At 66.5% G+C, this 24587-nt stretch carries 26 protein-coding genes; 19 read left to right on the top strand and 7 right to left on the bottom strand.

What is annotated here, in order from left to right:
- Window positions 1-55: 55 nt before the first annotated feature.
- Window positions 56-823, top strand: a complete 768-nt coding sequence (locus A7Q26_RS23885) for an alpha/beta fold hydrolase (RefSeq protein WP_066865698.1) — start codon at window positions 56-58, stop codon at window positions 821-823.
- Window positions 823-1689 (top strand): tetratricopeptide repeat protein, encoded by an 867-nt coding sequence (locus A7Q26_RS23880; protein ID WP_066865695.1) that lies wholly within the window; start codon window positions 823-825, stop codon window positions 1687-1689. The genes A7Q26_RS23885 and A7Q26_RS23880 overlap by 1 nt, the downstream gene beginning before the upstream one ends.
- Window positions 1690-1841: 152 nt before the next feature.
- Here the strand turns inward: A7Q26_RS23880 and A7Q26_RS23875 are convergent, their stop codons facing one another.
- A complete protein-coding gene (locus A7Q26_RS23875) occupies window positions 1842-2549 on the bottom strand; it encodes an SIMPL domain-containing protein (protein WP_066865692.1) in 708 nt (235 codons plus the stop codon).
- A 102-nt stretch (window positions 2550-2651) separates the two neighbouring features.
- Between A7Q26_RS23875 and A7Q26_RS23870 the strand changes: the two genes are divergently transcribed.
- From A7Q26_RS23870 to A7Q26_RS23860, 3 genes are read left to right on the top strand one after another with little or no spacing between them, the layout of a single operon-like run.
- The gene (locus A7Q26_RS23870) at window positions 2652-3086 is read left to right on the top strand and encodes a VOC family protein (protein WP_066865689.1); all 435 of its coding nucleotides are present in this window, start codon (window positions 2652-2654) and stop codon (window positions 3084-3086) included.
- Window positions 3087-3091: 5 nt separating this feature from the next.
- A complete protein-coding gene (gene gloB / locus A7Q26_RS23865; RefSeq protein WP_066865687.1) occupies window positions 3092-3814 on the top strand; it encodes a hydroxyacylglutathione hydrolase in 723 nt (240 codons plus the stop codon).
- A 54-nt stretch (window positions 3815-3868) separates the two neighbouring features.
- Window positions 3869-4273 (top strand): hypothetical protein, encoded by a 405-nt coding sequence (locus tag A7Q26_RS23860; RefSeq protein WP_066865685.1) that lies wholly within the window; start codon window positions 3869-3871, stop codon window positions 4271-4273.
- Between the two features lie 57 nt (window positions 4274-4330).
- Here A7Q26_RS23860 and A7Q26_RS23855 read toward each other — a convergent pair whose 3' ends face one another.
- The 3 genes from A7Q26_RS23855 to A7Q26_RS23845 all read right to left on the bottom strand — a co-directional run bounded on the left by A7Q26_RS23855 (window position 4331) and on the right by A7Q26_RS23845 (window position 5877).
- Entirely contained in the window at window positions 4331-4519 is a 189-nt protein-coding gene (locus A7Q26_RS23855; protein WP_066865683.1) for a hypothetical protein, read from the bottom strand.
- 56 nt (window positions 4520-4575) lie between these two features.
- Window positions 4576-4932, bottom strand: coding sequence for a hypothetical protein (locus tag A7Q26_RS23850; RefSeq protein ID WP_066865680.1), 357 nt, complete (start codon window positions 4930-4932; stop codon window positions 4576-4578).
- A gap of 225 nt (window positions 4933-5157) precedes the next feature.
- Window positions 5158-5877 (bottom strand): hypothetical protein, encoded by a 720-nt coding sequence (locus tag A7Q26_RS23845; RefSeq protein ID WP_066865677.1) that lies wholly within the window; start codon window positions 5875-5877, stop codon window positions 5158-5160.
- A gap of 254 nt (window positions 5878-6131) precedes the next feature.
- Between A7Q26_RS23845 and A7Q26_RS23840 the strand changes: the two genes are divergently transcribed.
- The 6 genes from A7Q26_RS23840 (at window position 6132) to A7Q26_RS23815 (ending at window position 13485) form a co-directional block, all read left to right on the top strand.
- Complete coding sequence (locus tag A7Q26_RS23840; RefSeq protein ID WP_066865674.1) at window positions 6132-6578, top strand: DUF3576 domain-containing protein; 447 nt, start codon at window positions 6132-6134, stop codon at window positions 6576-6578.
- A 101-nt stretch (window positions 6579-6679) separates the two neighbouring features.
- On the top strand, window positions 6680-9193 hold the full coding sequence (gene leuS / locus A7Q26_RS23835) for a leucine--tRNA ligase (protein WP_066865672.1): 2514 nt from the start codon (window positions 6680-6682) through the stop codon (window positions 9191-9193).
- Between the two features lie 98 nt (window positions 9194-9291).
- Window positions 9292-9792, top strand: coding sequence for an LPS assembly lipoprotein LptE (lptE, locus tag A7Q26_RS23830; RefSeq protein ID WP_066865978.1), 501 nt, complete (start codon window positions 9292-9294; stop codon window positions 9790-9792).
- The gene (gene holA, locus A7Q26_RS23825) at window positions 9789-10817 is read left to right on the top strand and encodes a DNA polymerase III subunit delta (RefSeq protein ID WP_066865669.1); all 1029 of its coding nucleotides are present in this window, start codon (window positions 9789-9791) and stop codon (window positions 10815-10817) included. Before lptE ends, holA begins: the two co-directional genes overlap by 4 nt.
- 31 nt (window positions 10818-10848) lie before the next feature.
- Window positions 10849-11253, top strand: coding sequence for a peptide-methionine (R)-S-oxide reductase MsrB (gene msrB / locus A7Q26_RS23820; RefSeq protein ID WP_066865665.1), 405 nt, complete (start codon window positions 10849-10851; stop codon window positions 11251-11253).
- Between the two features lie 141 nt (window positions 11254-11394).
- Window positions 11395-13485 (top strand): transglycosylase domain-containing protein, encoded by a 2091-nt coding sequence (locus A7Q26_RS23815; RefSeq protein ID WP_066865662.1) that lies wholly within the window; start codon window positions 11395-11397, stop codon window positions 13483-13485.
- Between the two features lie 12 nt (window positions 13486-13497).
- Here A7Q26_RS23815 and A7Q26_RS23810 read toward each other — a convergent pair whose 3' ends face one another.
- Window positions 13498-14490: an aspartyl protease family protein gene (locus tag A7Q26_RS23810; RefSeq protein WP_066865659.1), complete on the bottom strand. Its 993-nt coding sequence runs from the start codon at window positions 14488-14490 to the stop codon at window positions 13498-13500.
- Window positions 14491-14755: 265 nt separating this feature from the next.
- Here A7Q26_RS23810 and rho point away from each other — a divergent pair, with 265 nt between their 5' ends.
- The gene (gene rho / locus A7Q26_RS23805) at window positions 14756-16012 is read left to right on the top strand and encodes a transcription termination factor Rho (protein WP_066865656.1); all 1257 of its coding nucleotides are present in this window, start codon (window positions 14756-14758) and stop codon (window positions 16010-16012) included.
- Between the two features lie 122 nt (window positions 16013-16134).
- Window positions 16135-16857, top strand: a complete 723-nt coding sequence (locus A7Q26_RS23800; protein WP_066865653.1) for a YjbE family putative metal transport protein — start codon at window positions 16135-16137, stop codon at window positions 16855-16857.
- Between the two features lie 77 nt (window positions 16858-16934).
- Here the strand turns inward: A7Q26_RS23800 and A7Q26_RS23795 are convergent, their stop codons facing one another.
- The gene (locus A7Q26_RS23795; protein ID WP_232313910.1) at window positions 16935-17903 is read right to left on the bottom strand and encodes a quinone oxidoreductase family protein; all 969 of its coding nucleotides are present in this window, start codon (window positions 17901-17903) and stop codon (window positions 16935-16937) included.
- Window positions 17903-18604, bottom strand: a complete 702-nt coding sequence (locus tag A7Q26_RS23790) for a dienelactone hydrolase family protein (RefSeq protein WP_066865650.1) — start codon at window positions 18602-18604, stop codon at window positions 17903-17905. The genes A7Q26_RS23795 and A7Q26_RS23790 overlap by 1 nt, the downstream gene beginning before the upstream one ends.
- A 154-nt stretch (window positions 18605-18758) precedes the next feature.
- On the opposite strand from A7Q26_RS23790, the gene A7Q26_RS23785 reads away from it, so the two are divergent.
- From A7Q26_RS23785 to A7Q26_RS23760, 6 genes are read left to right on the top strand one after another with little or no spacing between them, the layout of a single operon-like run.
- Window positions 18759-19013, top strand: coding sequence for a DUF6489 family protein (locus A7Q26_RS23785; RefSeq protein WP_066865647.1), 255 nt, complete (start codon window positions 18759-18761; stop codon window positions 19011-19013).
- Window positions 19014-19018: 5 nt separating this feature from the next.
- The gene (gene mnmE / locus A7Q26_RS23780; RefSeq protein WP_066865644.1) at window positions 19019-20311 is read left to right on the top strand and encodes a tRNA uridine-5-carboxymethylaminomethyl(34) synthesis GTPase MnmE; all 1293 of its coding nucleotides are present in this window, start codon (window positions 19019-19021) and stop codon (window positions 20309-20311) included.
- 59 nt (window positions 20312-20370) lie between these two features.
- Complete coding sequence (mnmG, locus tag A7Q26_RS23775; RefSeq protein WP_066865641.1) at window positions 20371-22221, top strand: tRNA uridine-5-carboxymethylaminomethyl(34) synthesis enzyme MnmG; 1851 nt, start codon at window positions 20371-20373, stop codon at window positions 22219-22221.
- Entirely contained in the window at window positions 22218-22862 is a 645-nt protein-coding gene (gene rsmG / locus A7Q26_RS23770) for a 16S rRNA (guanine(527)-N(7))-methyltransferase RsmG (RefSeq protein ID WP_066865637.1), read from the top strand. The genes mnmG and rsmG overlap by 4 nt, the downstream gene beginning before the upstream one ends.
- Window positions 22859-23641, top strand: coding sequence for a ParA family protein (locus A7Q26_RS23765; RefSeq protein ID WP_066865634.1), 783 nt, complete (start codon window positions 22859-22861; stop codon window positions 23639-23641). The genes rsmG and A7Q26_RS23765 overlap by 4 nt, the downstream gene beginning before the upstream one ends.
- Window positions 23638-24570 (top strand): ParB/RepB/Spo0J family partition protein, encoded by a 933-nt coding sequence (locus tag A7Q26_RS23760; protein ID WP_066865631.1) that lies wholly within the window; start codon window positions 23638-23640, stop codon window positions 24568-24570. The genes A7Q26_RS23765 and A7Q26_RS23760 overlap by 4 nt, the downstream gene beginning before the upstream one ends.
- Window positions 24571-24587 lie beyond the last annotated feature (17 nt).

Below are 24587 nucleotides of genomic sequence, written 5' to 3'. Positions count from 1 at the left end.
CAAAAAGCCGGTCTAAGGGCAGGCGCGCCGTCTGAACCAGGATATGACAACGCCCATGACCATCGCCGATCCCGCGCCGCCCGCCTTCTTCACCCGGCCCGACGGTCTGCGCCTGGCCTATCGCCATAGCGCGGGGGTGGGGCCGACCCTGGTCTTCCTGCCGGGCTATATGTCCGACATGGAGGGCGGGAAGGCCGTGGCGCTGCATGGCTGGGCGGATCGGCAGGGACGGGCGATTCTGCGGCTCGACTATGGCGGCAATGGCGCGAGCGACGGGCGCTTTGCCGACGGCACGCTGGCGAGCTGGCGCGACGACGTGCTGCTGCTGCTCGACGCGCTGGTGAAGGGACCGGTCGTGCTGGTCGGATCGTCGATGGGGGGCTGGCTGGCGCTTCTGGTCGCGCTGGCGCGGCCGGAGCGGGTGGCGGGCATCGTCGGCATCGCCGCCGCGCCGGATTTCACGGAATGGGGCTTTACCGATGCGGACAAGGCACTGCTGCGGACGGAAGGACGGATCGAGGAGCCGACGCCCTATGGCGACCATCCCTATGTGACGACGCTCGCTTTCTGGGAATCGGGGCAGGGGCTGCGCCTGCTGGAGGATGAAATCGCGATCGACTGCCCGGTGCGGCTGCTGCACGGGCAGGCGGACCCGGACGTGCCGTGGGAGATCGCGCTGCGGACCGCCGGGCGGCTGCGTTCATCCGATGTGCAGACGCTGCTGATTAAGGACGGCGACCATCGTCTTTCCCGCGACGGCGACATCGCCCTGCTGGTCCGCACCGTCGCCAGCCTGTTGGCCCAAACCGTGGATAATGTCTGATGCCCTTCTTACTGCCGCTCCTGCTCCAGGCCTATGACCCCGAGATCGAGGCGGTGATGAACCGCAGCCGCAAGCAGAAGCAGGAGGAGCGCGCCGCAGCGGCGGCGGCGCCGGTCGCACCGGCAGGAGGGAATGCGGTCGCCCGCGACGACGGCAGGATTCCGGTGCCGGCCAAATTCGCCGCACCGTTCCAGACCTGCCTCGACCAGGCGATCGAATCGCCCGATGCCGGCGTCGCCTTCGCCCAGAAGTGGCGGATGGAGGGCGGGAGCTTCTACGCCCGGCACTGCATGGGGTTCGCCTATGCCCGCGCGGAACGCTGGACGCCGGCCATCGTCGCCTTCGAACAGGCGGCCGAGGAGGCGGAACGCGGCGGCGAGATGGTGCAGGGCGCGCGGCTGTGGGCGCAGGCGGGCAATGCGGCGCTGGCCGCCGGGGACGTGGCCAAGGCGCGCACCAGTTTCGACGCGGCGCTGGCGCGCGGCCTGCCCGACGGGCTGGAAAAGGGCGAGGTGCATCTGGACCGGGCGCGGGCGCTGGTGGCGCTGGGCGATATGAAGGCGGCGCGGGAGTCGCTGGACGTGGCGCTGGCGCAGGCGCCCGCCGACCCGCTGGGTTGGCTGCTGTCGGCGACGCTGGCGCGGCGATCGGGCGAACTGCGCCTGGCGCAGGCGCATATTGCGCGGGCCGTGCAATTGTCCCCCGATGACGCCTCGGTCGCGCTGGAGGAGGGCAATGTCGCGATCCTGACCGATCATGCCGACGTGGCGCGATCGGCCTGGCAACGGGCAGTCAGGATCGCGCCGGAATCGCCCGCGGGCAAGGCGGCGGCGGACAATCTGACCCGATTGCCGGCGGGGGGCTGAGCGCGCGCTTCGTCGCTCTTATCCCGACAACGATCTGGACAGTTGCGTGCGCTGGTTGGTTGTGTCGATATTTAATAGATTGTTATATAAGGATTTAATCTGAGTCCTGTTGGGCATTTCAAGGGAAAAATGGCGCAACAGGCGCCGCATTCCTATTTCAGGTAGAAGTCGACGGTCGTGACGACGCGCACCTTCTTGTAGGGCGTGTCGCTGGCACCGTCGCCGCCTTCACCGTCGCGCGCGTCGATCGAGAAATAGCCCTGGGTCGCGCTCTTGATGCCGCCCACGCCGGCGCCCGAATCCTTGGCGAACTGTTCGGCGGCGGCGCGGGCGTCCTTCGTCGCGGCGGCGACCATCGCGGGCTTCACATCGTTGAGCCTGGTGAAACTGTAGCGCATCCCCGATCCTTCCTGGAGCGTCACGCCGCGCCGCACGAGATCGAATTGCTGCGCCACGGCCTTTTGCGCGCGCGGGATGTCGGTCGTGCGCAGCAGCATCCGCTGGGTGATGGTGATCGTGCTGACGCCATTGTTCAGCCACTGGTTGACGCCCGCGCCCACCGGCTTCAGTTCGTCGGGCTTGAAGCCGAGGGTGCGGAAATAGGATTGCAGTTCCCGGGTGTTGGCGTCGATTTCGGCGCGGACGGTGGGCAGGTCGAAGCCGGTCGCCGAATAGCTGATCGACCAGGTGGCGAGATCGGCGGTGACATCCTTTTCGGCGAGGCCACGGACGGTGACCGAGCGGTCCGCCGCCCTGGCGCGGGTGAGGCCGTCGCCCAGCAGATAGCCGCCCGCGACCATGCCGACCGCCAGCAGCGCGGCGCTGCCCAGCAAAACCTTGTCCCGCATCTCCATCGCCATGCTGCTTTCCTCTTCCGTCCGGTGGGGCGCGATCCTATCTTAGGGCCATATCTGTCATTCCTGAGATGAACCGTTGCTTTACGGCGACGAACGGAGGCCGTCTTGCCCAAATATCTGCACAGCATGATCCGCGTGACCGACGTGGACAAGAGCATCGGCTTTTTCGAACTGCTGGGCCTTAATGAAGTCCGGCGCTTCGACAGCGAACAGGGCCGTTTCACCCTGGTCTATCTCGCCGCGCCGGGCGACGAGGATGCGCAGGTCGAGCTGACCTACAACTGGCCGCCGGAGGATGGCAGCCCGGCCGAAACCTATGATGGCGGCCGCAATTTCGGGCATATCGCCTATCAGGTCGAGAATATCTACGAGACCTGCCAGCGGCTGATGGACGCGGGCGTGACGATCAACCGGCCGCCGCGCGACGGGCATATGGCCTTCGTGCGGACGCCCGACAATATCTCGATCGAGCTGTTGCAGGACGGGCGGCTGGAGCCGGCCGAACCCTGGGTGTCGATGCCCAATATCGGCAGCTGGTGAGCGCCATGCTGGAGGTCGTCCGCATCCCCGTCCTCAGCGACAATTATGTCTGGCTGTTGCATGACCCGGCCAGCGCCGAGACGGTGGCGGTCGACCCGGCGGTGGCCGATCCGGTGCTGGCGGCGGCCGCCGCGCGGGGATGGAGCATCGGCCAGATCTGGAACACCCACTGGCATGGCGATCATGTCGGCGGCAATGCGGCGATCAAGGCCGCGACAGGGTGCATCATCACCGGCCCGGCGGCGGAGGCCGGGAAGATCGGTACGCTGGACCGGACGGTGGAAGAGGGCGATTGCGTCCGCATCGGCGATCATGCCGCGACAGTGATCGAGGTGCCCGCGCATACGGCGGGGCATATCGCCTATCATCTGGCGGGGGATCGCATCATTTTCGTGGGCGATACCTTGTTCGCCATGGGATGTGGCCGGCTGTTCGAGGGGACGGCGGCGCAGATGTTCGCCAACATGGCGCGGCTGGCGGCGCTGCCCGACGAGACGGCGGTCTATTGCGCGCATGAATATACGCTCTCCAACGGCCGCTTCGCGCTGACGGTGGAGCCGGACAATGCAGCGATCGCCGCGCGGGTCGCGGCGGTGGAGGCGGCGCGCGTGCGCGGCGAGCCGACCGTGCCGACCAGCATCGGGGAGGAGCGGGCGACCAACATCTTCATGCGCGCGCGCAGCGTCGAGCAACTGGCCGAACGACGCGCGGCCAAGGATGCGGCCTGACGGTTTTTGCCTTATGATGCCGTCCTGTGGGTGGCTATGATCGGGAGAGTCGCGATGCGCGCGTGGATGGGAATGGCGCCGCTGCTGTTGGCGGCCTGCACCGGCAGCTATGAACCCCGGCCGCTGACGGACAAGCAGGCGGCCGAGCTGGACAAGGCGCTAGCAGGCAAGGTGCCGGGCGAGAAGCAGAGCTGCATCAACCGCGAGCCGCAGACCAACCTGACGGTCATCAGCAACAATGTGCTCCTCTATCGGGTGAGCAGGAAGCTGGTCTACAAGAATGAGCTGATCGGTAGTTGCAACGGCCTGACCTATGGCGACACGATGATCGTGCGCAGTTTCGGGTCGCAACTGTGCCGGGGCGATTTCACCACCACCGCCAATTTGCAGACGGGCATCACATCGGGTGCCTGCGCCCTGGGCGACTTCATCCCCTACCGCACGCCGCCGGGGAAGTGACAGGCGGGGGAACGGTCGTTCCCGAGCCGATGGCTTCGAAGGGCGGCCTGCCGTTCATCAGGCGGCGAACGCGTCGAGCGCGGCGTTGAGGCGTTGCCGGTCGGCCCGCGAGAGCGTTTCGCCACGCGCGATCTTGTCACGCGCGGTTTCGAGCATGGCTTCAAGCCTGTGCAGCCGGACAAGTCCGCCGGCTGACAGGGGCGATGGTGCGGCCGCCAGACCCGGTCCGGTGCGTCGATGATTCATTCCCTGATCCATTCCGGTTGGCGCTGCGGGGCCGCGGGGCTGCGGGGGCATCGGCGTCAATCGTTCAGCAGGACAGCGAGACCCGCCGCCGCGATCAGCAAGAGCAGGCCGTTGAAAATGACCGCACGGGAAAGAGTGTCGTCGCGAAACAGATCGGCAAGCCAGCGCAGGCCGCCGATCCTGTCGGGAAGGCCGGGCAGGGACGCGGGGGCGACCGGGTTGGCGGTGCCGCCTTCATTTTCCCAATCATCGATCGCTGCCTCCAGCCGCATTTCACGATCCCGCGAATCCGTGTCGGCGCGCAGCGTCCGTTCGCGCGCCGCGCCCAAGGCAAGGCCCTGCCGCTCGACACGGATGTGCAGATCGCCGGGCGGCAGTGAGGATGAAGCGTAGGAATTGGATGAGTTGGACATGTCGCTCTCCTTTCCAAACGGGAGCGCAAATCTCTCTCAGTCACAACATGTCTGGATCATCAGTGTCGCGATGCGGGATCTTACCACAGGGCGTGCCGGCGACCTAATGGTCTCTTCGTAGGGGGCGGGCGGACGCCTGTGGTCGTGACTGGCGCCGACGGTCTGCGGCTGATCAAGGCGAGGCGAATCGTCAGCCGCGCTGTACCCGGGACCGACCCGGCCGGATCAGAATTTGAAGATGGTGCCGAGATAGACGGCCTGGCTGTCCTGCCGGTCGTCGGTCATCGGGGTCAGGCGGCCCACGACATTATTGTTGTAGCGCACGCCCGCCGTCACATTGAGGTTGCGGGTCAGCGAATAGGAGCTGGCGAGGTCCAGCGAATAATCCTTGTCCGCCGATGGATTGCGCACGCCGGTGACGGTGTCGCGGCGGTTTTCGATCAGCACCTTGGTGCTGAAGCGGTCCTTCTTGCCGTCATCCAGCGAGAAATTCTTGGCATCGACCATGGTTTCGACCGGCACCGGGTCCAGCGCCTTGCGGCCCACTGCTTCGGGCAGGGCGAACTTGCGCCAGTTGTGCGATCCGCTCAGGCTGAACGCCATCGGCTTGATGTCGACCGGATCGGACGTCGGGCTGGTGACGCGGTCGGCGGCGCGGACCATGATGGTGATCGAGCGCTGGCCGCTCAGCGATCCGCTGGTCGGGGTGAAGCGAAAGCCCTGACGGCTGGCCGAGGCGGCGACCTTCGCATAGGCGGCTGCCAGTTGCGGGTCCTTGGTCGTCGGGGTGAAAGAGGAGATGCTGCCCAGCGCGCCCAGCGAGACGGGGGCGTCGGCGCGCAGATGAACAAGGTCGGTCGCGGCGCCGAACGCGGGCGACAGCAAGAAGCCGGCAACGGCTGTCGCCGCGCCTGCTATCGCCAAATGTCCCCTGTTCACACGCATGTCCCGACTCTCATCCCCGCTGTCTTAATCTTTGGTAACGCTTTACACCCGCAAAGCCGCCACTGGCTAGGGGCGGGAGTCCCTTTTTGTCGGAGCTGTTGCACGGAATACACAGGATCGGGCGGCAGGTTCCGCCATGTGGGATGCGCAAGCGCGGCGGACCGATGCGGCGCTACCCTGCGCCCCCTTGCCCATTGCCGCCCGCGCACTATAGAAGCGGGCTGATTTTCGTCATTTCAGTTAGGACATGCCTGATGGTCCGCCGCCTTCCCGCCTCCGTTTCCGCCGGCCTGCTGCTGGCCGCGCTCCTGCCGCTCGCTGCCTGCGGGGGCGGCTCCAAGGAACGCCCCAAGGCGGACCTCGCCGCGTCGAAGGTGACGACGATCGGCGTCAACGCCTATCTGTGGCGCGCCAGCCTCGACACCCTGTCCTTCATGCCGATGGTGCAGACCGATTCGAACGGCGGCGTGATCGTCACCGACTGGTACACCAATCCCAACAGCCCCAATGAGCGGATGAAGCTGACCGTGTCGATCCTGGACCAGGATCTGCGTGCCGACGCGCTGCGCGTCGCGGCCAGCCGCCAGGTCAACCAGAATGGCCAGTGGATCGACGCGCCGGTCAAGGCGGCGACGACGCAGAAGCTGGAGGAGATCATCCTCACCAAGGCGCGCGACCTGCGCCGCATGGCGATCGGCTGACCCAAACCCCTTCCGGGCGGGGCGGGTGCCACGCCCCTTTCACACCATCGGGGCTGGGCTTCATCAAAGGCCCAGCCCGCTCGCATTTGTAAGGACATGACATGCAAAGGCGCTTCAACCCGTTTGAGGCCGACGCCCGCTGGCAGGCGACCTGGGACGAGCAGCAGAGCTTCAAGGCCGACGATGCGTCGACCAAGCCCCGTTCCTATGTGCTGGAAATGTTCCCCTATCCGTCGGGGCGCATCCATATCGGCCATGTCCGCAACTATTCGATGGGCGACGTGCTGGCGCGTTTCCGCCGCATGACGGGCCATGAGGTGCTGCATCCGATGGGCTGGGACGCCTTTGGAATGCCGGCCGAAAATGCCGCGATGGAAAAGAAGGTCCATCCGGGGTCATGGACCCGCGAGAATATCGCCAACATGCGCGCGCAGCTCAAGAAGCTGGGCTTCGCGATCGACTGGAGCCGCGAACTCGCGACATGCGAGCCCGACTATTATGGCCATGAACAGGCGCTGTTCCTGGACATGCTGGAAGCGGGGCTGGTCTATCGCAAGGAAAGCGCGGTCAACTGGGACCCGGTCGACATGACCGTGCTGGCGAACGAGCAGGTGATCGACGGGCGCGGCTGGCGATCGGGCGCGCTGGTCGAGAAGCGCAAGCTGTCCCAGTGGTTCCTCAAGATCACCCAGTTCGCCGACGACCTGCTGGAGGGCCTCAAGACCCTCGACCAGTGGCCCGACAAGGTGCGGACGATGCAGGAAAACTGGATCGGCAAGTCGGTCGGCCTGCAATTCCATTTCGAACCGGTCGCGCCGTTCGACACGAGGATCGAGGTCTATTCGACCCGTCCCGACACCATCTTCGGCGCGAGCTTCGTGGCAATCGCGGCCGACCATCCGGTGGCGCAGGCGGTGGCGGCAGGCAACCCCGACGCCGTCACCTTCATCGAGAAGTGCAAGGAAGGCGGCACCACCGCGGCGGAACTGGAAACGGCGGAGAAGCTGGGCTTCGACACCGGTCTCACCGTTGCGCATCCCTTCGATCCCGACTGGCAGTTGCCCGTCTTCATCGCCAATTTCGTGCTGATGGACTATGGCACCGGCGCGGTCATGGGCGTGCCCGGGCACGACCAGCGCGACCTGGACTTCGCGCGCAAATATATGCTGCCGGTGGAGCGCGTCGTCGCGGCGGAAGGCGACGAGCAGGCGCCGATCCACAATGAAGCCTATACGGGGCCGGGCCGCCTGGTGAACAGCCGCTTCCTCAATGGCATGGCGATCGAGGAGGCCAAGGCCGCCGTCATCGCCCGCGCCGGATCCGAAGGCTGGGGCGCGGGCAAGACCGTGTTCCGCCTGCGCGACTGGGGCGTGTCGCGCCAGCGCTACTGGGGCACGCCGATCCCGGTCATCCATTGCGATAGCTGCGGCCCGGTGGGCGTGCCCAAGGAGCAGCTGCCGGTCGTGCTGCCAGAGGATGTCAGCTTCGACATTCCCGGCAATCCGCTTGATCGCCATCCGAGCTGGAAGCATGTCGACTGCCCGTCCTGTGGGCGTCCGGCCGTGCGCGAGACCGACACGCTCGATACGTTCGCGGATTCGAGCTGGTATTTCATCCGCTTCGCCAGCCAGCCCAAGGACAGGCCGTTCGACCGGGCAACGGTCGAGCAATGGCTGCCGGTCGGGCAGTATATCGGCGGCGTGGAACATGCGATCCTGCACTTGCTCTACGCCCGCTTCTGGACCCGCGCGCTGCAGCATATGGGGCAGTTGGGCTTTGCCGAGCCGTTCACCGGCCTGTTCACGCAGGGGATGGTGACGCATGAGACGTACAAGTCGCCCGAAGGCGCCTGGCTCGCGCCGCAGGATGTGGTGAAGCAGGGCGAAGGGCTGGTCATGGTCGATGGCGGGGCGTCAGTGACGGTCGGCCGTGTCGAGAAAATGTCCAAGTCCAAGAAGAATGTCGTCGATCCCGATGACATCATCGCCCAATATGGCGCGGACGCGGTGCGCTGGTTCATGCTGTCCGACAGCCCGCCCGAGCGCGACCTGCCCTGGACGGAAGCCGGGATCGAGGGCAGCTGGCGCTTCGTCAACCGCGTCTGGCGCCTGTTCGGCGAAGCGGATGCGTCGGCGGAAGGCGCGGATAAGGCGCTGGACCGCAAGCTGCACCAGACGATCGACGGCGTAGCCCGCGATGTCGAGGCGCTGGGCTTCAACAAGGCGGTCGCCAAGATCTACGAACTGGTGAACGCGATCGAGAAGGCCAGGCCGTCGGCGTCGCGCACCGCCGCGATTCGCACGCTGGCGCTGCTGGTCGCGCCGATGACGCCGCATCTGGCCGAAGAGGGCTGGGCCGAGATGGGGCAGGACGGCCTGATCGCCGACGCGGCCTGGCCTGCGGTCGACCCGGCGCTGCTGGTCGATGACGAGGTGACGATCGCCTGCCAGGTGATGGGCAAGCTGCGCGACACCATCACCGTGGCCAAGGGGACGCCGAAGGACGAGCTGGAACGCCTCGCCCTCGCCGCGCCCAATGTGGTCCGCATCCTCGACGGCGCGACGCCGAAGAAGGTGATCGTGGTGCCGGATCGCCTGGTCAATCTGGTCATCTAACAACATCCGTTCAGGCTGATCCTGTCGAAGCCTTTGCTTTTCTTCGGAAGAAGGAAAGCCCTTCGACAGGCTCAGGGCGAACGGTTATGGAGGTTGGCATGAAGCCTTCGCCCCTGCTCTTGATCGCTCTTGCGTCCCTCACCGCCTGCGGGCTGCGCCCGGTCTATGGCGGCGGGAGCCATGGCGCGGTGGCGCAGGCGCTGGGCAATGTCGAGGTCGCGCCGATCGAGGGCAAGGCCGGATGGCTGGTGCGCAACGCGCTCAACGACCGGCTGTCGGCGATGAGCGGCGGCAGCGGGCCGCGCTACAAGCTGGTGGTGAAACTGGACGACGACATCAGCGGCTTCGGCCTGCGCGCCGACGCCGCCATCACGCGCGAGCGGAGGACGCTGCGGGCGCGCTACCAGCTGGTCGACGAGGCCACCGGCGCGCAGATCCTGGACGATACCGCCGGTTCGGACGCGGGCATCGACGTCACGTCCAGCGAATATGCCACGATCGCGGCCGAAGACACCGCGCTGGAGCGGCTGTCGCAGACGGTGGCGGACCAGATCGTGACCCGCCTCGCGCTCTTTTCGCGCAAGGCCCCCAATCCTTGAAGGCCAGCCGGGGCCAGATCGAAAAGGCGCTGGATGCGCCGCCCGCCGACGTCCGCTTCTTCCTGCTCTACGGCCCCGACGAAGCGGGGAGCCAGGCGCTGGCGAAGCGGCTGGAGCGCGCCATGGGGCCGCAGGCGGAACGGATCGACCTGGACGGATCGACGCTGAAGGATGACCCGGCGCGCCTGTCGGACGAGGCGGCGTCCTTTTCCATGTTCGGGGACCGGCGCTGGGTCCGCATCAGCGGCATGGGGGACGAATCGCTGCCGGCGCTGACCGCGCTGCTGGAGGCGGAGGCGGCGGGCAATCCGGTGATCGCGGTGGCGGGTGCGCTCAAGAGCACGTCCAAGCTGGTCAAGCTCGCGCTCGACCACAAGGCGGCACTGGCTTTCATCTCCTACCAGCCCGATGCGCGCGAATCGGAGCAGATCGCGATCGCCATCGCGCGCGAGGGCGGGCTGCGCCTGCCGACCGAACTGGCGCGCCGCATCGTCGATCTCGCCAATGGCGACCGGGCGTTGATGGCCGGCGAGGTGGAGAAGCTGATCCTCTATCTGGACGCCGCGCCCGAGCGGCCGTGCGAGGCGACCGCCGACGCGCTCGATGCGCTGTCCGCCGACAACCCCGATACGGAGGTCGCGCCGCTGGTCAACGCGGTGCTGGGCGGCGACCTGAAAGCCATGCACCGGGAATTGACGAGCCTGAGCGAAACCGGCGCTGCCATGGCGTCGGTCATCCGCCCGCTGCTGACGCGGGCCATGCTGATCGCCACGATCCGCGACGCCTTCGACGCCAGCGGCCGGCTGGAGGCGGCGATCGAGACTGCGGGCAAGGCGGTCTTCTGGAAGGAGAAGGGGCTGGTGTCGCGCCAGGTGCGGCTGTGGGATGCGCCCGGGATCGCGCGGGTCATCCAGCGGCTGCTGGAGGCGGAGCGCGCCAGTCGCGGCAGCAGGGGCACAGGCGACCTGATGGTTCGCCACGAATTGCTGGCGATCACGCGACAGGCGGCGCGGGAGCGGGCTTGATCGCCCTGCGGGACAGCGCCATATTGCGGCCATGGAGAAGATGAATCTCACTGAAGCCGAATGGCGCCAGCGCCTGTCCCCCGAGCAATATCATGTGCTGCGCGAGGCGGGGACGGAGCGCGCCTTCACCGGCAAATATAACAGCAACAAGGCGGACGGCGTCTATTTTTGCGCCGGGTGCGGCACCGAACTGTTCGATGCCGCGGAAAAATATGACAGCGGATCGGGCTGGCCCAGCTTCACCGCGCCGGTCGATATCGACGCGGTCGAGGAAGTGCGCGACACCAGCCACGGCATGATGCGGACGGAGGTCCGTTGCGCCACCTGCGAGGGGCATCTGGGCCATGTCTTTCCCGACGGGCCAGGGGTCGATGGCCTGCGTTACTGCCTGAACAGCGCCAGCCTGGACTTCAAGCCGCGCAGCGAGGGAAAATAGCGGAGAGGTCCGCAGCGACGGACGCCGCTCATCCGCGACAAAGCGCGATTCCGCAGGGACGCCGCAATGGTGTTTTTCCACGCCGGACGCATGATTTGCGCTGGCCGCCGCACGCAATAGCGCCTATTCGAAGCGGCACAAATGGCAGGATCAAGCAAGAGCAAGGGCGCGCCCGGTCGCGCAAGGAAATGGCTGGTGCGCGGGCTGAAGATCGGCCTGGCGGCGGCGGTGGCGGGCCTGCTGGCCGTGGTGATCGCGGTTGTGATCGCGATGCAGTCGCTGCCCGACTATGACAGCCTGAAATCCTCCCCCAATGGCCAGATGATCCGCGTTCATGCCGCGGACGGCAGCGTCATCGTGTCGCTGGGGCCGAGCTTCGGCCAGTGGCTGAGCTATGACCGCATCCCGCAGGTGATGGTCGACGCGATGGTGTCGACCGAGGACAAGCGTTTCTACCTGCACCCCGGCGTGGATCCGATCGGCATGGCGCGCGCCGCCTGGGTTGCGGTCGAGCGACGGGGGCAGGGGCGTCGCTGGCAGGGGGCGTCGACGATCACCCAGCAGGTCACGCGCAACATCTTCCTCAACAACAGCTACAGTTTCGGCCGCAAGATCCGCGAAATGGTGCTGGCTCTGGCGCTGGAGCGGAAATTCTCCAAGCGGCAGATCCTCGAACTTTACCTCAACAAGGTCTATTTCGGCGGTGGCGCCTATGGCATCGACGCGGCCAGCCGCAAATTTTTCGGCCATCCGGCCACTGCGCTGGACCTGCCCGAAGCGGCGATCATCGCCGGCCTGGTCAAGGCGCCGTCCAGCTACTCCCCCACCGCCGATGCGGAGGCCGCGATCGGCCGCGCCGGCGTGGTGCTGGACCTGATGCAGGAAAATGGCGCGATTTCGGCGTCCGAGCGCGCCGGCGCCGACCTGGCGGGCGTCCGCATGGCGCCCGAGCCGCCGCAAAACAGCGTGCGTTACTTTACCGACTGGGCCTTGCCCCAGCTCGACCTGCTGATCGACGAGCCGAACGAGCCGCTGGAGGTCTACACCACCATCGACCTGAACATGCAGAATGCGGCGACGGCGGCGATCAAGGCCAATGTTCCCGCAGGCACGCAGGGCGCATTGGTCAGCCTGGACCGCGACGGAGCGGTGCGGGCGATGGTCGGCGGGCTGGATTATGTCAGCTCCAACTACAACCGCGCCACCACCGCGACGCGCCAGCCCGGTTCCGCGTGGAAGATCTTTGTCTATATGGCGGCGCTGGAGGCGGGCTATACCCCCGACACCGGCGTCACCGACGAGCCGGTGACGATCAACGGCTGGTCGCCGCGCAACAGTTCGGGCCGCTTTTCCGGCGACATCGACGTTCGCACCGCCTTCGCTTACTCGATCAACACCGTCGCGGCGAAGCTGGGCGTCGAGGTGGGCTTCCCGACCGTCGCCGACATGGCCCGCCGCTTCGGCATCACCACCCCGATCAACACCCATCCCTCCATGGTGCTGGGCACGTCGGACGTGCGCCTGATCGACATGACCCGCGCCTTCGCCTCGATCGCGCGCAAGGGGATCGCGGTGACGCCCTATGGCATCACCAAGGTGACGACCGCCGACGGCCGCCTGCTCTACAGCCATCAGGACGATACCAGCCGGGTGCTGGTCGCCCCATGGGTCGCCGCCGGCATGACCGACCTGATGCAGACCGCCGTGTCGACGGGCACCGGCCGTGCGGCGTCGATCGGGCGTCCGGTCGCGGGCAAGACCGGCACCACCAGCAGCAACAAGGATGGCTGGTTCCTGGGCTTTTCGAGCGGCATCACCACCGGCGTGTGGATGGGGCGTGACGACGCCCGGGCGGTCGGCGTTCTCCAGGGCGGTCGCGCCCCCGCGCGCGCCTTTGCCGACTATATGAAGGTGGCGGTGGCGAAGCGGCCGGTCGAACAGTTCGAGACCGAGGTCACGCTGCCCGAATGGCAGCTGGAACCCGATGAGGAAGCCTATTTCGGCACCCCGGACAGCGGCGCCGATGGCGGCATGATGGTCGATGAGAACGGGCTGCCGATCGACCGCCCCCGGCCCGAGGGGTCGGACGCGGACGAGCCGCAGATGGAGGTCGATCCGGAGGATCGGCCCCAGCCGCCGCGCCTGGACCAGCAATGGATCGACAATGTGTTGGGTCGTGATCGGCAGCGGCAACAGCCGCCGGCTGCGAACCGGCCGACGCCGGGGCAGTAGCCTGCGTCGCCGCTACCCGGTGGGTTGATCGTTCGCCGCCAGGCGCAGATTATCGACCGCGCTGGCATCGGGCAGCAGGAAGTCGACCTTGCCCCGGCCGAAGTCGATCGCGACCCGGTCGAAAATCTTGAGCGCGCTGATACCCAGCAGCAGCGCCGGCTTGTCCTGCATCCCCAATTCGGCAAAGGGGCTGGCGTCGGCGAAGATCACCGGCACCTCGGTCAGGTTGACGCGCCCCATCCGCACCGACTTGATCCGGCCGACCTGCCCGACCAGCGTGCCGCCGGTGACGCTGGTCAGCGTCGCGGTCAGCAGATCGGGCGCGCGCTTCTTGCGGACCAGCTTGTCGCGCAGCGCGAGATTGCCGATGCTGTAATTGGTGCCGGTGTCGAGCATGATGTTGACCCGCATCCCGTTGACGTCGGAATCGAGCAGGATCAGCTGGCCGCGCTTGCGCCGGGCCTCCACGACGATCGTGTCCGGTTCGACCGAGACTCGTCGTCGCGCGCCGCTGTCGGCGATCTCCATTCGCCCGGTACGGAAGTTGAGCGTCACCCGCTTGGCGTGCAGGCTGTCCAGGCCGAGCAGGCCCGGCGCGCCCAGATGCTCGCCCTCCAGCACGGGCGCCTCGATATCGTCGACCGTGCCGCCGCCAAAGCCGAGCCTCGGCACGGCGACGGTGGTCGCTTCGGACCGGCCGGTCATGCTGATGATGACGACATTGGACCGGGCGGGCAGGGCGAGTCGCTCGGCCAGGTCGCGGGCGATGACGGTGCGCTGCGACCCGGTGTCGATGATGAAGTTCCACGGCCCCTTGCCGTCGATATGGATGGGGATGGTGACGCGCTCGTCCGGCGACGGCCCGGTGCGGACGACCGTGGGGGGAACATGCGGGTCAAGGGCGGCTTCGGGCGCAGGTAAGGGCGAGGGGGGCGCATCCTGCGCGGCGAGGGGCGCGCCGCCGATCGCAAGCGCGATCCCCAGCAGGGCACGAAGCCGTCGCATATCCTCATCCTCTCTCTCTTATCGATCGCTTATACCATGAAGGGCGGCGGTCGCGCCAGCGCCACCGCTGGCCGCGCCTTCCTGTAAAAGCGCGAATTTCCGCTGGATCGCCGCCAGTGCCGCCTTGACTAAAGCCCTGCCGGATCGTTAAACGCGGAATATTCATCCTCGCCCGTCCGGAGCGAGGGTTGCCCGGCCTTCCTGTCCGGCTATCCCCTTCCTTTCCGGCCCATTTTCTCTTCCACCGCATCGGACCGACTCGCAAATGCATCTCAAGGACCTCAAGAAGCAAGCGCCCGCAGACCTCGTCACCATGGCCGAGGAACTCGGCGTGGAAGGCGCATCGACGCTGCGCAAGCAGGACCTGATGTTCGCCATCCTCAAGGCCGAGGCGGAAAATGGCGAACAGATCATGGGCGAAGGCACGATCGAGGTGCTGCCCGACGGCTTCGGCTTCCTGCGCAGCCCCGAGGCGAACTTCCTCGCCGGTCCCGACGACATCTATGTCTCGCCCAACCAGGTCCGCAAGTTCGGCCTGCGCACGGGCGATACGGTGGAGGGCGAGATTCGCGCGCCCAAGGATGGCGAACGCTATTTCGCGCTGACCAAGCTCAACACCGTCAATTTCGACGATCCCGATGTGGTCCGCCATCGCGTCAATTTCGACAATCTGACGCCGCTCTATCCCGAGCAGAAGTTGCGGCTCGACACGCTGGACCCGACGATCAAGGACAAGTCGGCGCGCGTTATCGACATCGTTTCCCCGCAGGGCAAGGGCCAGCGCACGCTGATCGTCGCGCCGCCCCGCGTCGGCAAGACGGTGATGCTCCAGAATATTGCCAAGGCGATCACCGACAATCATCCCGAAGTCTTCCTGATCGTGCTGCTGATCGACGAGCGCCCGGAAGAAGTCACCGACATGCAGCGCAGCGTGAAGGGCGAGGTCGTATCCTCCACCTTCGACGAGCCGGCCACCCGCCACGTCCAGGTCGCCGAAATGGTGATCGAGAAGGCGAAGCGCCTGGTCGAGCACAAGAAGGATGTGGTGATCCTGCTCGACTCCATCACCCGCCTCGGCCGCGCCTACAACACCGTCGTACCTTCGTCGGGCAAGGTGCTGACCGGCGGTGTCGACGCCAATGCGTTGCAGCGTCCCAAGCGCTTCTTCGGCGCCGCGCGTAACATTGAGGAGGGTGGTTCGCTTTCCATCATCGCGACCGCGCTGATCGACACCGGCAGCCGCATGGACGAAGTCATCTTCGAAGAGTTCAAGGGCACCGGCAACTCGGAAATCGTGCTGGACCGCAAGGTCGCCGACAAGCGCATCTTCCCGGCGCTGGACGTTGGCAAGTCGGGCACCCGCAAGGAAGAGTTGCTGGTCGAGAAGCCGACGCTCAGCAAGATGTGGGTGCTGCGCCGTATCCTGATGCAGATGGGCACGGTCGACGCGATGGAATTCCTGCTCGACAAGATGAAGGATTCCAAGACCAACGAGGATTTCTTCGCGACCATGAACCAGTAAGCGGCATGGCGGGGGGCGATCCGGATGGATCGGCCGCCGCCCTGCCTTATGTTTTTGCCGTGATCGCCGGGCCATGCCATGGTCCGGCTTTCGCTTTTTAACCACAGGGACGTTGGGCCGCCATGTTCGACCTTTTCGCCACCGCCGCCGCGACCGTTCAGGGACTGGGTTCCCCGGCCGACATCTGGCAGCATATCGTCAATGATTTCAGCAACATCGGATCACCCAGCGCATTAGCCGCCTTTGGCCAGGTGCTGATGATCGACATATTGTTGGCCGGCGACAACGCCATCGTCGTCGGCGCGCTGGCGGCGGGCCTCCCCGCGGCGCAGCGGCAGAAGGTGATCCTGATCGGCATCATCGCCGCACTGGTGCTGCGCATCGGTTTCGCGCTGGTGGTCAGCCAGCTGATGCAGATTGTCGGCCTGATCCTGGCGGGCGGCCTGCTGCTGCTCTGGGTCAGCTTCAAGATGTGGCGCGAACTCCACCCCAAGCGTGGCGGCGATACGCCGGGCGACACCAGCGACGACGACGTGTCGGGGCTGCGTCCGGCCAAGAGCTTCGCCGGCGCGGCATGGGCGGTCGCCGTGGCCGACGTGTCCATGAGCCTGGACAATGTGCTGGCGGTTGCCGGTGCCGCGCGGGATCATCCCGGTATCCTCATCATCGGCCTGATCCTGTCGGTCGCGCTGATGGGTATCGCGGCGAACATCATCGCCAAATATATCGAGCGTTTCCGCTGGATCGCCTATCTGGGCCTTGCCGTCATCATCTATGTCGCGGTGAAGATGATCTATGACGGCTTCGTCGATCATCAGGTGGGCATCCTCACCCTGTTCGCCTGATCCCGGATTACGGCCACGAAAAAGGGGGCGGCACCGTCGGTGCCGCCCCCTTTTTCATGCGTTTCGGCCGAAGATGGTCAGGGCAGGAGGACGGTCGCGCCGGTGGTCTGTCGTGCCTCCAGCGCCCGATGCGCCTCCGCCGCGTCGGCCAGCGCGAACCGCTGGCCGATCGTCGCGGTGACGACGCCGCGCTGCATCCGGTCGAACAGGCGATCGGCGGTGTGCGCCAGTTCCTGCGCCGTCGCTATATAATCGAACAGGGTCGGACGGGTGACATAGAGCGACCCGCCGCGGCTGAGGTCCAGCAGGCTGACCGGCGGCACCGCCCCGGAGGCATTGCCGTAGCTTACCATCAGGCCGCGCCGCTTGAGGCTGGCGAGCGAGGCAGTCCAGCTGTCCTTGCCGACGCCGTCATAGACGACATCGACGCCCTTGCCCCCGGTCAGTTCGCGGACCGTGGCGGCGAGTCCGTCGAACGCGCCATGCAGGCTGTGATCGGCCGCCACGGTCGCCGCCTTTTCTGCCGACCCGCAATGGGCGATGACGACCACGCCCTTGTCGCGCAGCCAGGGAAGGAGGATCGATCCGACGCCGCCCGCCGCGGCATGGACCAGCGCGACCTGGCCGGGCCGGAGGGCGATGCTGTCCTCCGCCAGATAGCAGGCGGTCATGCCCTTGAGCATCATGGCCGCCGCATCCGCGCTGGAGATGGCGTCGGGGATCTTCACCGCCCGATCCGCGGCGATGAGGCGATGCGTGGCATAGGCGCCGAGTCCGCTGACGCAGCCCACCCGGTCGCCCGGCGCGAAGCCGGTGACGCCCGCGCCCACCGCGACGACCCGGCCCGCGCCTTCCGATCCCAGGGGCGTTGGGAGGGGCGCGGGGTAGAGGCCGGTGCGATAATAGGTATCGATGAAGTTGAGACCGATCGCGTCCTGTTCGATCAGCAATTCGCCTTCACCCGGTGCGCCCGGATCGAAATCCTCGCGCGCGATGACTTCCGGCCCGCCATGGCTGCGCGCCACCATGCGCCATGTTTTGGCCATCAGGCGAGATGCTCGGCGAAAAAGTCGGCCGTTCGCCGGTCGGCAAGGGTTGCGGCCTGCTCATCGCGGCGGGCGCCCATTTCGGCGGCAAAGCCGTGATCCAGCCCTTCATAGTCGTACAGCGTGACATGGCGATTGTCCGCCAGCCCTTCATGCATCGCCTTCTGCGCGTCGGGCAGGACGAAGTGATCGGCCGTGGGAATGTGCAGCAGCACCGGCTTGCCGATCGCATGTTGCTCGTTCAGCAGCCCGTCGATGCCAACGCCATAATAGCCGACAAAGGCGTCGCCATCGGTGCGGCAGGCGGCCATGAATGCCAGCCGCCCGCCCAGGCAATAGCCGACCAGCCCGACTTTGCCGGTGCCGCCCAGTCCGGCGCGCGCGGCCTTGATTGTCGCTTCGATGTCGCGGATGCCCCGGTCCTGGTTGAATTTCTGCATATGGCCGATCGCCGCCTGGAATTCCTCCGGTACGTCGGCGTCCAGTTCGATATGCGGCTGCTCGCGCCAGAACAGGTCCGGCGCATAGGCGAGATAGCCCGCCTTGGCCCAGTTGTCGCATTTCCGGCGAATGCCCTCATTCACCCCAAAAATTTCCTGGATGACGATGATGGCCGCGCTCGGTGTTCCTTCGGGTTGCGCCACATAGGCGTCGAACTGCGCATCGCCTTCCAACGTGGCGATAGGGGTGAAGCTGCCCATGCCGATATCCTTTCCACCTTTGATTCTGGTCCGCATATTGGCTGATCGCGACAAAGGCGCAACCACTTGCCGCGTTTAAAAATTTGCGTTGATAGCGCGAGTTGCGGCATGACGGCGCAACGCGATCCGCCGGTCAACAGGGAAGGGCAGGGACATGAAGGTAACCGTCGATGTGGACTGCACGCCGTCCGAGGCCCGGGCCTTTCTGGGCCTGCCCGATGTCACGCCGATCCATGACAAATATATCAAGACGATGCTCGACAGTTTCGATGGCGTCGGCAGCGTCGAGCAGATGGAAACGCTGTTCAAAAGCTTCTCGCCGCTGGGCGACGCCGGGATGCGCCTGTTCCAGCAGATGATGAATGTCGGGCTGGCGGGCATGTCCGGGAGCAAGGACGAGAAGAAATAAGGTCCGTGCTTTCCGGCGAGGACGACACGATTTTTGCCCTGTCGAGCGGTGCGCCGCCGGCGGGGATCGCGGTGATCCGCGTGAGCGGCCCGCAGGCGCGCGCGGCGCTGGAGGCGCTGGCCCGTCGCGTGCCGCCGCCGCGTACAGTGAGCCTCGCCTTGCTGAAAGACCCGCGCGACGATGGCCCGCTCGATCGCGCGCTGCTGCTCTGGTTGCCTGGTCCGCACACGGTCACGGGCGAGGATATGGCCGAGCTGCATTGCCATGGCGGCCGTGCGGTGGTGGCGGCGGTCGAGGAGGCGCTGGGCGCGACGCCGGGCCTGCGCCGCGCCGAAGCAGGCGAATATACGCGCCGGGCCTTCGCCCATGGCCGCATGGACCTGACCGCTGTCGAGGGGCTTGCCGACCTGCTGGCCGCAGAGACTCAGAGCCAGCGCCGCGCCGCGCTGTTGATGGCGGAGGGGCATTTTTCCCGCCGGATCGAAGGATGGCGCGGGACCCTGCTCGACCTGTCGGCCATGGCCGAGGCGGCCCTCGACTTTTCCGACGAGGATGATGTGCCTGACGCTGCGATCGAGGCGCGGATCGGGGCGGGCATCGCCACGCTGGCGCAGGACGTGGATGCCATTCTGGCAGCGCCCTCCGCAGATCGGCTGCGGGACGGCGTGCGCGTGGTGCTGGCGGGCCCGCCCAATGCAGGCAAGTCGACCCTGCTCAACGCGCTGGTCGGACGGGATGCGGCAATCGTGTCGGACATTGCCGGGACGACGCGCGACCGGATCGAAGCGCCCGCGGCGATCGGTGGCACGGCCTTCCTCTTCACCGACACGGCGGGGCTGCGCGGCGAGACGGGCGACGCGATCGAGGCGATCGGGATCGATCGCGCGCGCGCCGCGCTGGCGGCTGCGGACATCATCCTGTGGCTGGGCGACGCGGACGCACTCCCGCGTGACGATGCTATCCTGGTGGCCGCGCAATGCGATCGCGCCGACGCCGATCGCCCCGGGCTTCGCCTGTCCGCGCGGACCGGCGAAGGGATGGATGTCCTGATCGCGCTGCTGCTGTCTCGCGCAGCCGCATTGCTGCCGGGGGAGGGCGACTATGCCCTGCATGCGCGGCAGCGACAGCGAGTTGGACAGGTGCGCGATCATCTCCTCGCGGCCGGAAGCACGGCCGATCTGCTCGTTGCGGCTGAGGAACTGCGACTCGCCAGGGCGGCCATCGATGCGCTTACCGGGCAGGCCGGGACTGAGGATATGCTCGACCGCCTCTTCTCGGGCTTCTGCATCGGCAAATGAATGATGTTCCACGTGGAACGCTTTTGACCTGCCCCGGCCCAATCTGATATGGGCGCGTCATGCGAACAAGCTATGATGTTATAGTGGTCGGTGGCGGCCATGCCGGCTGCGAGGCGGCTGCCGCTGCGGCGCGCAAGGGAGCGTCGGTGGCGCTGCTCACCTTCGATCGCCAGACGGTGGGCGCCATGTCCTGCAACCCGGCTATTGGCGGGCTGGGCAAAGGGCATCTGGTCCGTGAGGTCGATGCGCTCGATGGGCTCATCGGCCGTGCGGCCGATGCGGCGGCGATCCATTATCGGATGCTCAACAGCAGCAAGGGCGCGGCGGTGCAGGGACCGCGCGTGCAGGCGGACCGCAAGCTGTATCGCGCGGCCATCCACGCATTGCTGGCGGCGCAGCCGGGACTCGACATCGTCGAAGGCGAAGCCGCCGCGTTGATGCTGGACGGGGATGCCGTGGCTGGTGTCGCGCTGGACGACGGCCGGACGCTGGCGGCCTCCGCGATCGTGCTGGCGACGGGGACATTCCTGGGGGGCAAGCTGTTCCGGGGCGACGAGCGCGAAGCCGGGGGGCGGATCGGCGAGCGCGCCGCGACCGCGCTTGGCCTTCAGCAGCGCGCCCTGGGTCTGCCGGTCGCCCGGCTCAAGACGGGGACGCCGCCACGCCTCGATGGACGCACTATCGACTGGGCGAGGCTCGAGACCCAGCCATCGGACGACGAGGGCTGGACCATGTCTTCCCTGACGGCAGGGCGACGGTTGCCGCAGTTGGCTTGCGCCATTACCCGGACCAATGATCGGACCCATCAGATCATCCGCGACGGCCTTGGCCGCTCGCCACTGTTCAGCGGGGCGATCGAGGGCAGAGGGCCGCGCTATTGTCCCTCCATCGAGGATAAGGTGCTGCGCTTCGGCGACCGCGACGGGCATCAGGTTTTCCTCGAGCCGGAGGGGTTGGACGACCATCTGGTCTATCCCAATGGCATCAGCACTTCGCTGCCAACCGATGTGCAGGTCGCGATGGTCCGTTCGATGCCCGGTCTGGAGCGGGTCGAGATCGTCGTGCCGGGCTATGCGGTCGAATATGATCATGTCGATCCGCGCGCGCTGGACGCAAGCCTTGAAGTTCGCAACGTGCGGGGCCTGTTCTGCGCCGGGCAGATCAACGGCACCACCGGCTATGAAGAGGCGGCCGCCCAGGGCCTCGTCGCCGGGGTCAACGCGGCGGCGCGGGCGCGTGGCGAGGCGCCGATGATACTGGATCGCGCTACAAGCTATATCGGCGTGATGATCGATGATCTGGTCCTGCAGGGCGTGACCGAACCTTATCGGATGCTCACCGCCCGCGCCGAATATCGCTTGCGGTTGCGCGCCGACAATGCGGAGACACGGCTGGGTCCGATCGGCCTCGCCCATGGCGTGATCGGCGCGACTCGCGCGGGGCGACTGTCCGAGCGGGCGGCGTTGCGCACGACGATCGAAGCGGAACTCGGCCGGCTTTTGACTGCGAGCGACATGGCGCGGGCGGGCGCGGCGGTGCGCCAGGACGGCGCGCGACGCAGCCTGTTCGACTGGGCGCGTTTCCCGGAGGTCGACAGGGCGCTGCTGCTGGAACTGGCGCCGACGCTAAGCGTCGCGCCGGACGATCTGCGGGCCGAGATATTGGAGGACGCGCATTATGCGCCCTACCTCCAGCGCCAGGAAGCCGAGGTGGCGGAACTGCGCCGCAACGAGCGGGTGCATATCCCCGCCGACTTCGATTTTCATTCGATCGGTGGCCTGTCCACCGAGATGATCGAGCGGCTCGACGCGGCGCGGCCGGAGACGCTGGCTGCCGCAGGGCGGATACGGGGCATTACCCCAGCAGCGCTGGCGGCGATCCTCGTCCACGCGCGGCGGGAGGCGGCGTGAGCGAAGAGGAAGCGCGCGCCTGGCTTCAGGCGCAATTCGATGTTTCACGTGAAACATGGGTCAGGCTTGAGCGCTATGTCGCCATCCTCCTGTCGGCCATGGACGAACAGAATTTGATCGCCGAATCGACCCGGCCGCATGTGTGGGCGCGCCATATCGTCGATTCTGCGCAACTGCTGGTCCATGCCGATCGGGCGGGGGAGGGGGCCTGGCTCGACCTGGGGTCGGGCGCAGGGCTGCCGGGCGTCGTCGTTGCCTGCCTGTCCGAACGGCCCCTGATGATGGTCGAATCCCGACGCAAGCGTATCGATTTCCTGAACGATGTCGCGGCTGATTTGGGCCTGTCCCATGCGCGCGTCTTTGGTGGCCGGGTCGAGACGGTGCCCGCCACGCAGGCCGCGATCATCAGCGCGCGCGCTTATGCGCCGCTGCCCAAATTGCTCGCATCCGCGCTGCACCTGTCCGATAAAAACACGCTGTGGGTGCTGCCGAAGGGACGAAATGCACAAAATGAACTGGAGGCGGCGCGTCCGGCATGGCAAGGTATGTTCCACGTGGAACCCAGCGTGACCGATGACGACAGCGCCATCATCGTCGCGCGAGGCGTCGCGCCCGCCGGCAAGAAGAAAGGTCGTTCATGATCCGCATCGCCATCGCCAACCAGAAAGGTGGGGTGGGAAAGACCACGACCGCGATCAATCTGGCCACGGGCCTGGCGGCCACCGGACTGCGCGTGCTGCTGGTCGATCTCGACCCGCAGGGCAATGCGTCGACGGGGCTGGGGGTGGGGCAGGCGGAACGCGCCCAGTCCAGCTATGACCTGCTGGTCGGCAATTGCGCGCTGGATGACACGATCGTCACCACGCGCGTGCCCAAGCTCGATCTTGTGCCGGCGACGCAGGATCTGTCGGGGGCCGAAATCGAGCTGATCGACTATGAGGAGCGGACCCATCGGCTGGAGCGTGTCCTGTCCGAAGCACAGCCGGGCCGCTGGGACATCTGCCTGATCGACTGTCCGCCTTCGCTCGGCCTGCTGACGATCAATGCCATGGTTGCCGCCCAATATCTGCTGGTCCCGTTGCAGTGCGAATTTTTCGCGCTGGAGGGTCTGTCGCAACTGCTCCAGACGGTCGAGCGGATTCGCGGCCGCTTCAATCCTGGCCTGTCGATCATGGGCGTGGCGCTCACCATGTACGACCGGCGCAATCGGTTGACCGACCAGGTGGCCGACGATGTCCGCGCCTGTCTGGGCGATCTGGTCTTCACGACCGTGATCCCGCGCAATGTGCGCCTGTCCGAAGCGCCGAGCCATGGCGTGCCCGCCCTCATCTATGACTTCCGCTGTTCCGGATCGGAAGCCTATATGCGTCTCGCGCGCGAGCTTATCGCGCGCCTGCCCCGACAGGAGGTTGCCGCTTGAGCGACGAAACGACCGACAAGCCGAAGATCGCCAAGCGTCCCCAGGGTCTGGGTCGAGGTCTGTCCGCCCTGTTGGGCGATGTCTCCCGCGAAGAGCCGATCGCGCCTGCCGCCGTGCCGCAAGCCAATGGCAAGGCCGTGCAGAGCATCGAAGTCGCGCTTATCCATCCCCACCCGGAGCAGCCGCGGCGGCATTTCGATGATGGCGCATTGCAGGAGCTGGCCGACAGCATCGCCAAGCGGGGGGTGATCCAGCCGATCATCGTGCGCCCCCATGGCGGCGGATTCCAGATCATCGCGGGCGAGCGGCGCTGGCGCGCGGCGCAGCGCGCCCAGCTTCATCGCATCCCCGCCATCGTCCGCGATTTCGACGAGCAGGAAACGCTGGAAATTGCGCTGATCGAGAATATCCAGCGCGAAGACCTCAATCCGATCGAGGAGGCTGAAGCCTATCGCAAGCTGATCGCCGAATTTCATCACAGCCAGGAGGCGCTTGGCCGGATTGTCGGCAAGTCGCGCAGCCATGTCGCCAATTTGATGCGCCTGCTCGACCTGCCCGAGCCGGTGCAGCAGCAGCTGATGTACAATCGGATCAGCATGGGCCATGCCCGCGCGCTGATCGGGGCGCCTGATTGCGAAAGGCTGGCGCAACAGGTCGAGGAAAAGGGCCTTTCCGTCCGAGACACCGAGCAGCTGGTGCGGCGGGTCAAGACCGGCGCTGACGCACCCGCAGCGCGTCGCAGCGCGGGCGCGGTCGGAGACAAGGATCCTGACATCGCGGCGCTGGAACGGCATCTGGCGGACATATTGGGGCTGAAGGTCGACATTGGCCATGACGGTGCCTCGACCGGAGGGACGCTGGCGCTGCGCTATTCCAATCTCGATCAGCTCGACATGCTGTGCCAGCGCCTGTCCGGCGAGCGGATTTGACGTTCAAACGCCTGTGG

The organism is Sphingobium sp. TCM1 (genome assembly GCF_001650725.1).
Classification (GTDB): domain Bacteria; phylum Pseudomonadota; class Alphaproteobacteria; order Sphingomonadales; family Sphingomonadaceae; genus Sphingobium.
This window is presented reverse-complemented; position numbering and strand designations above follow the sequence as displayed.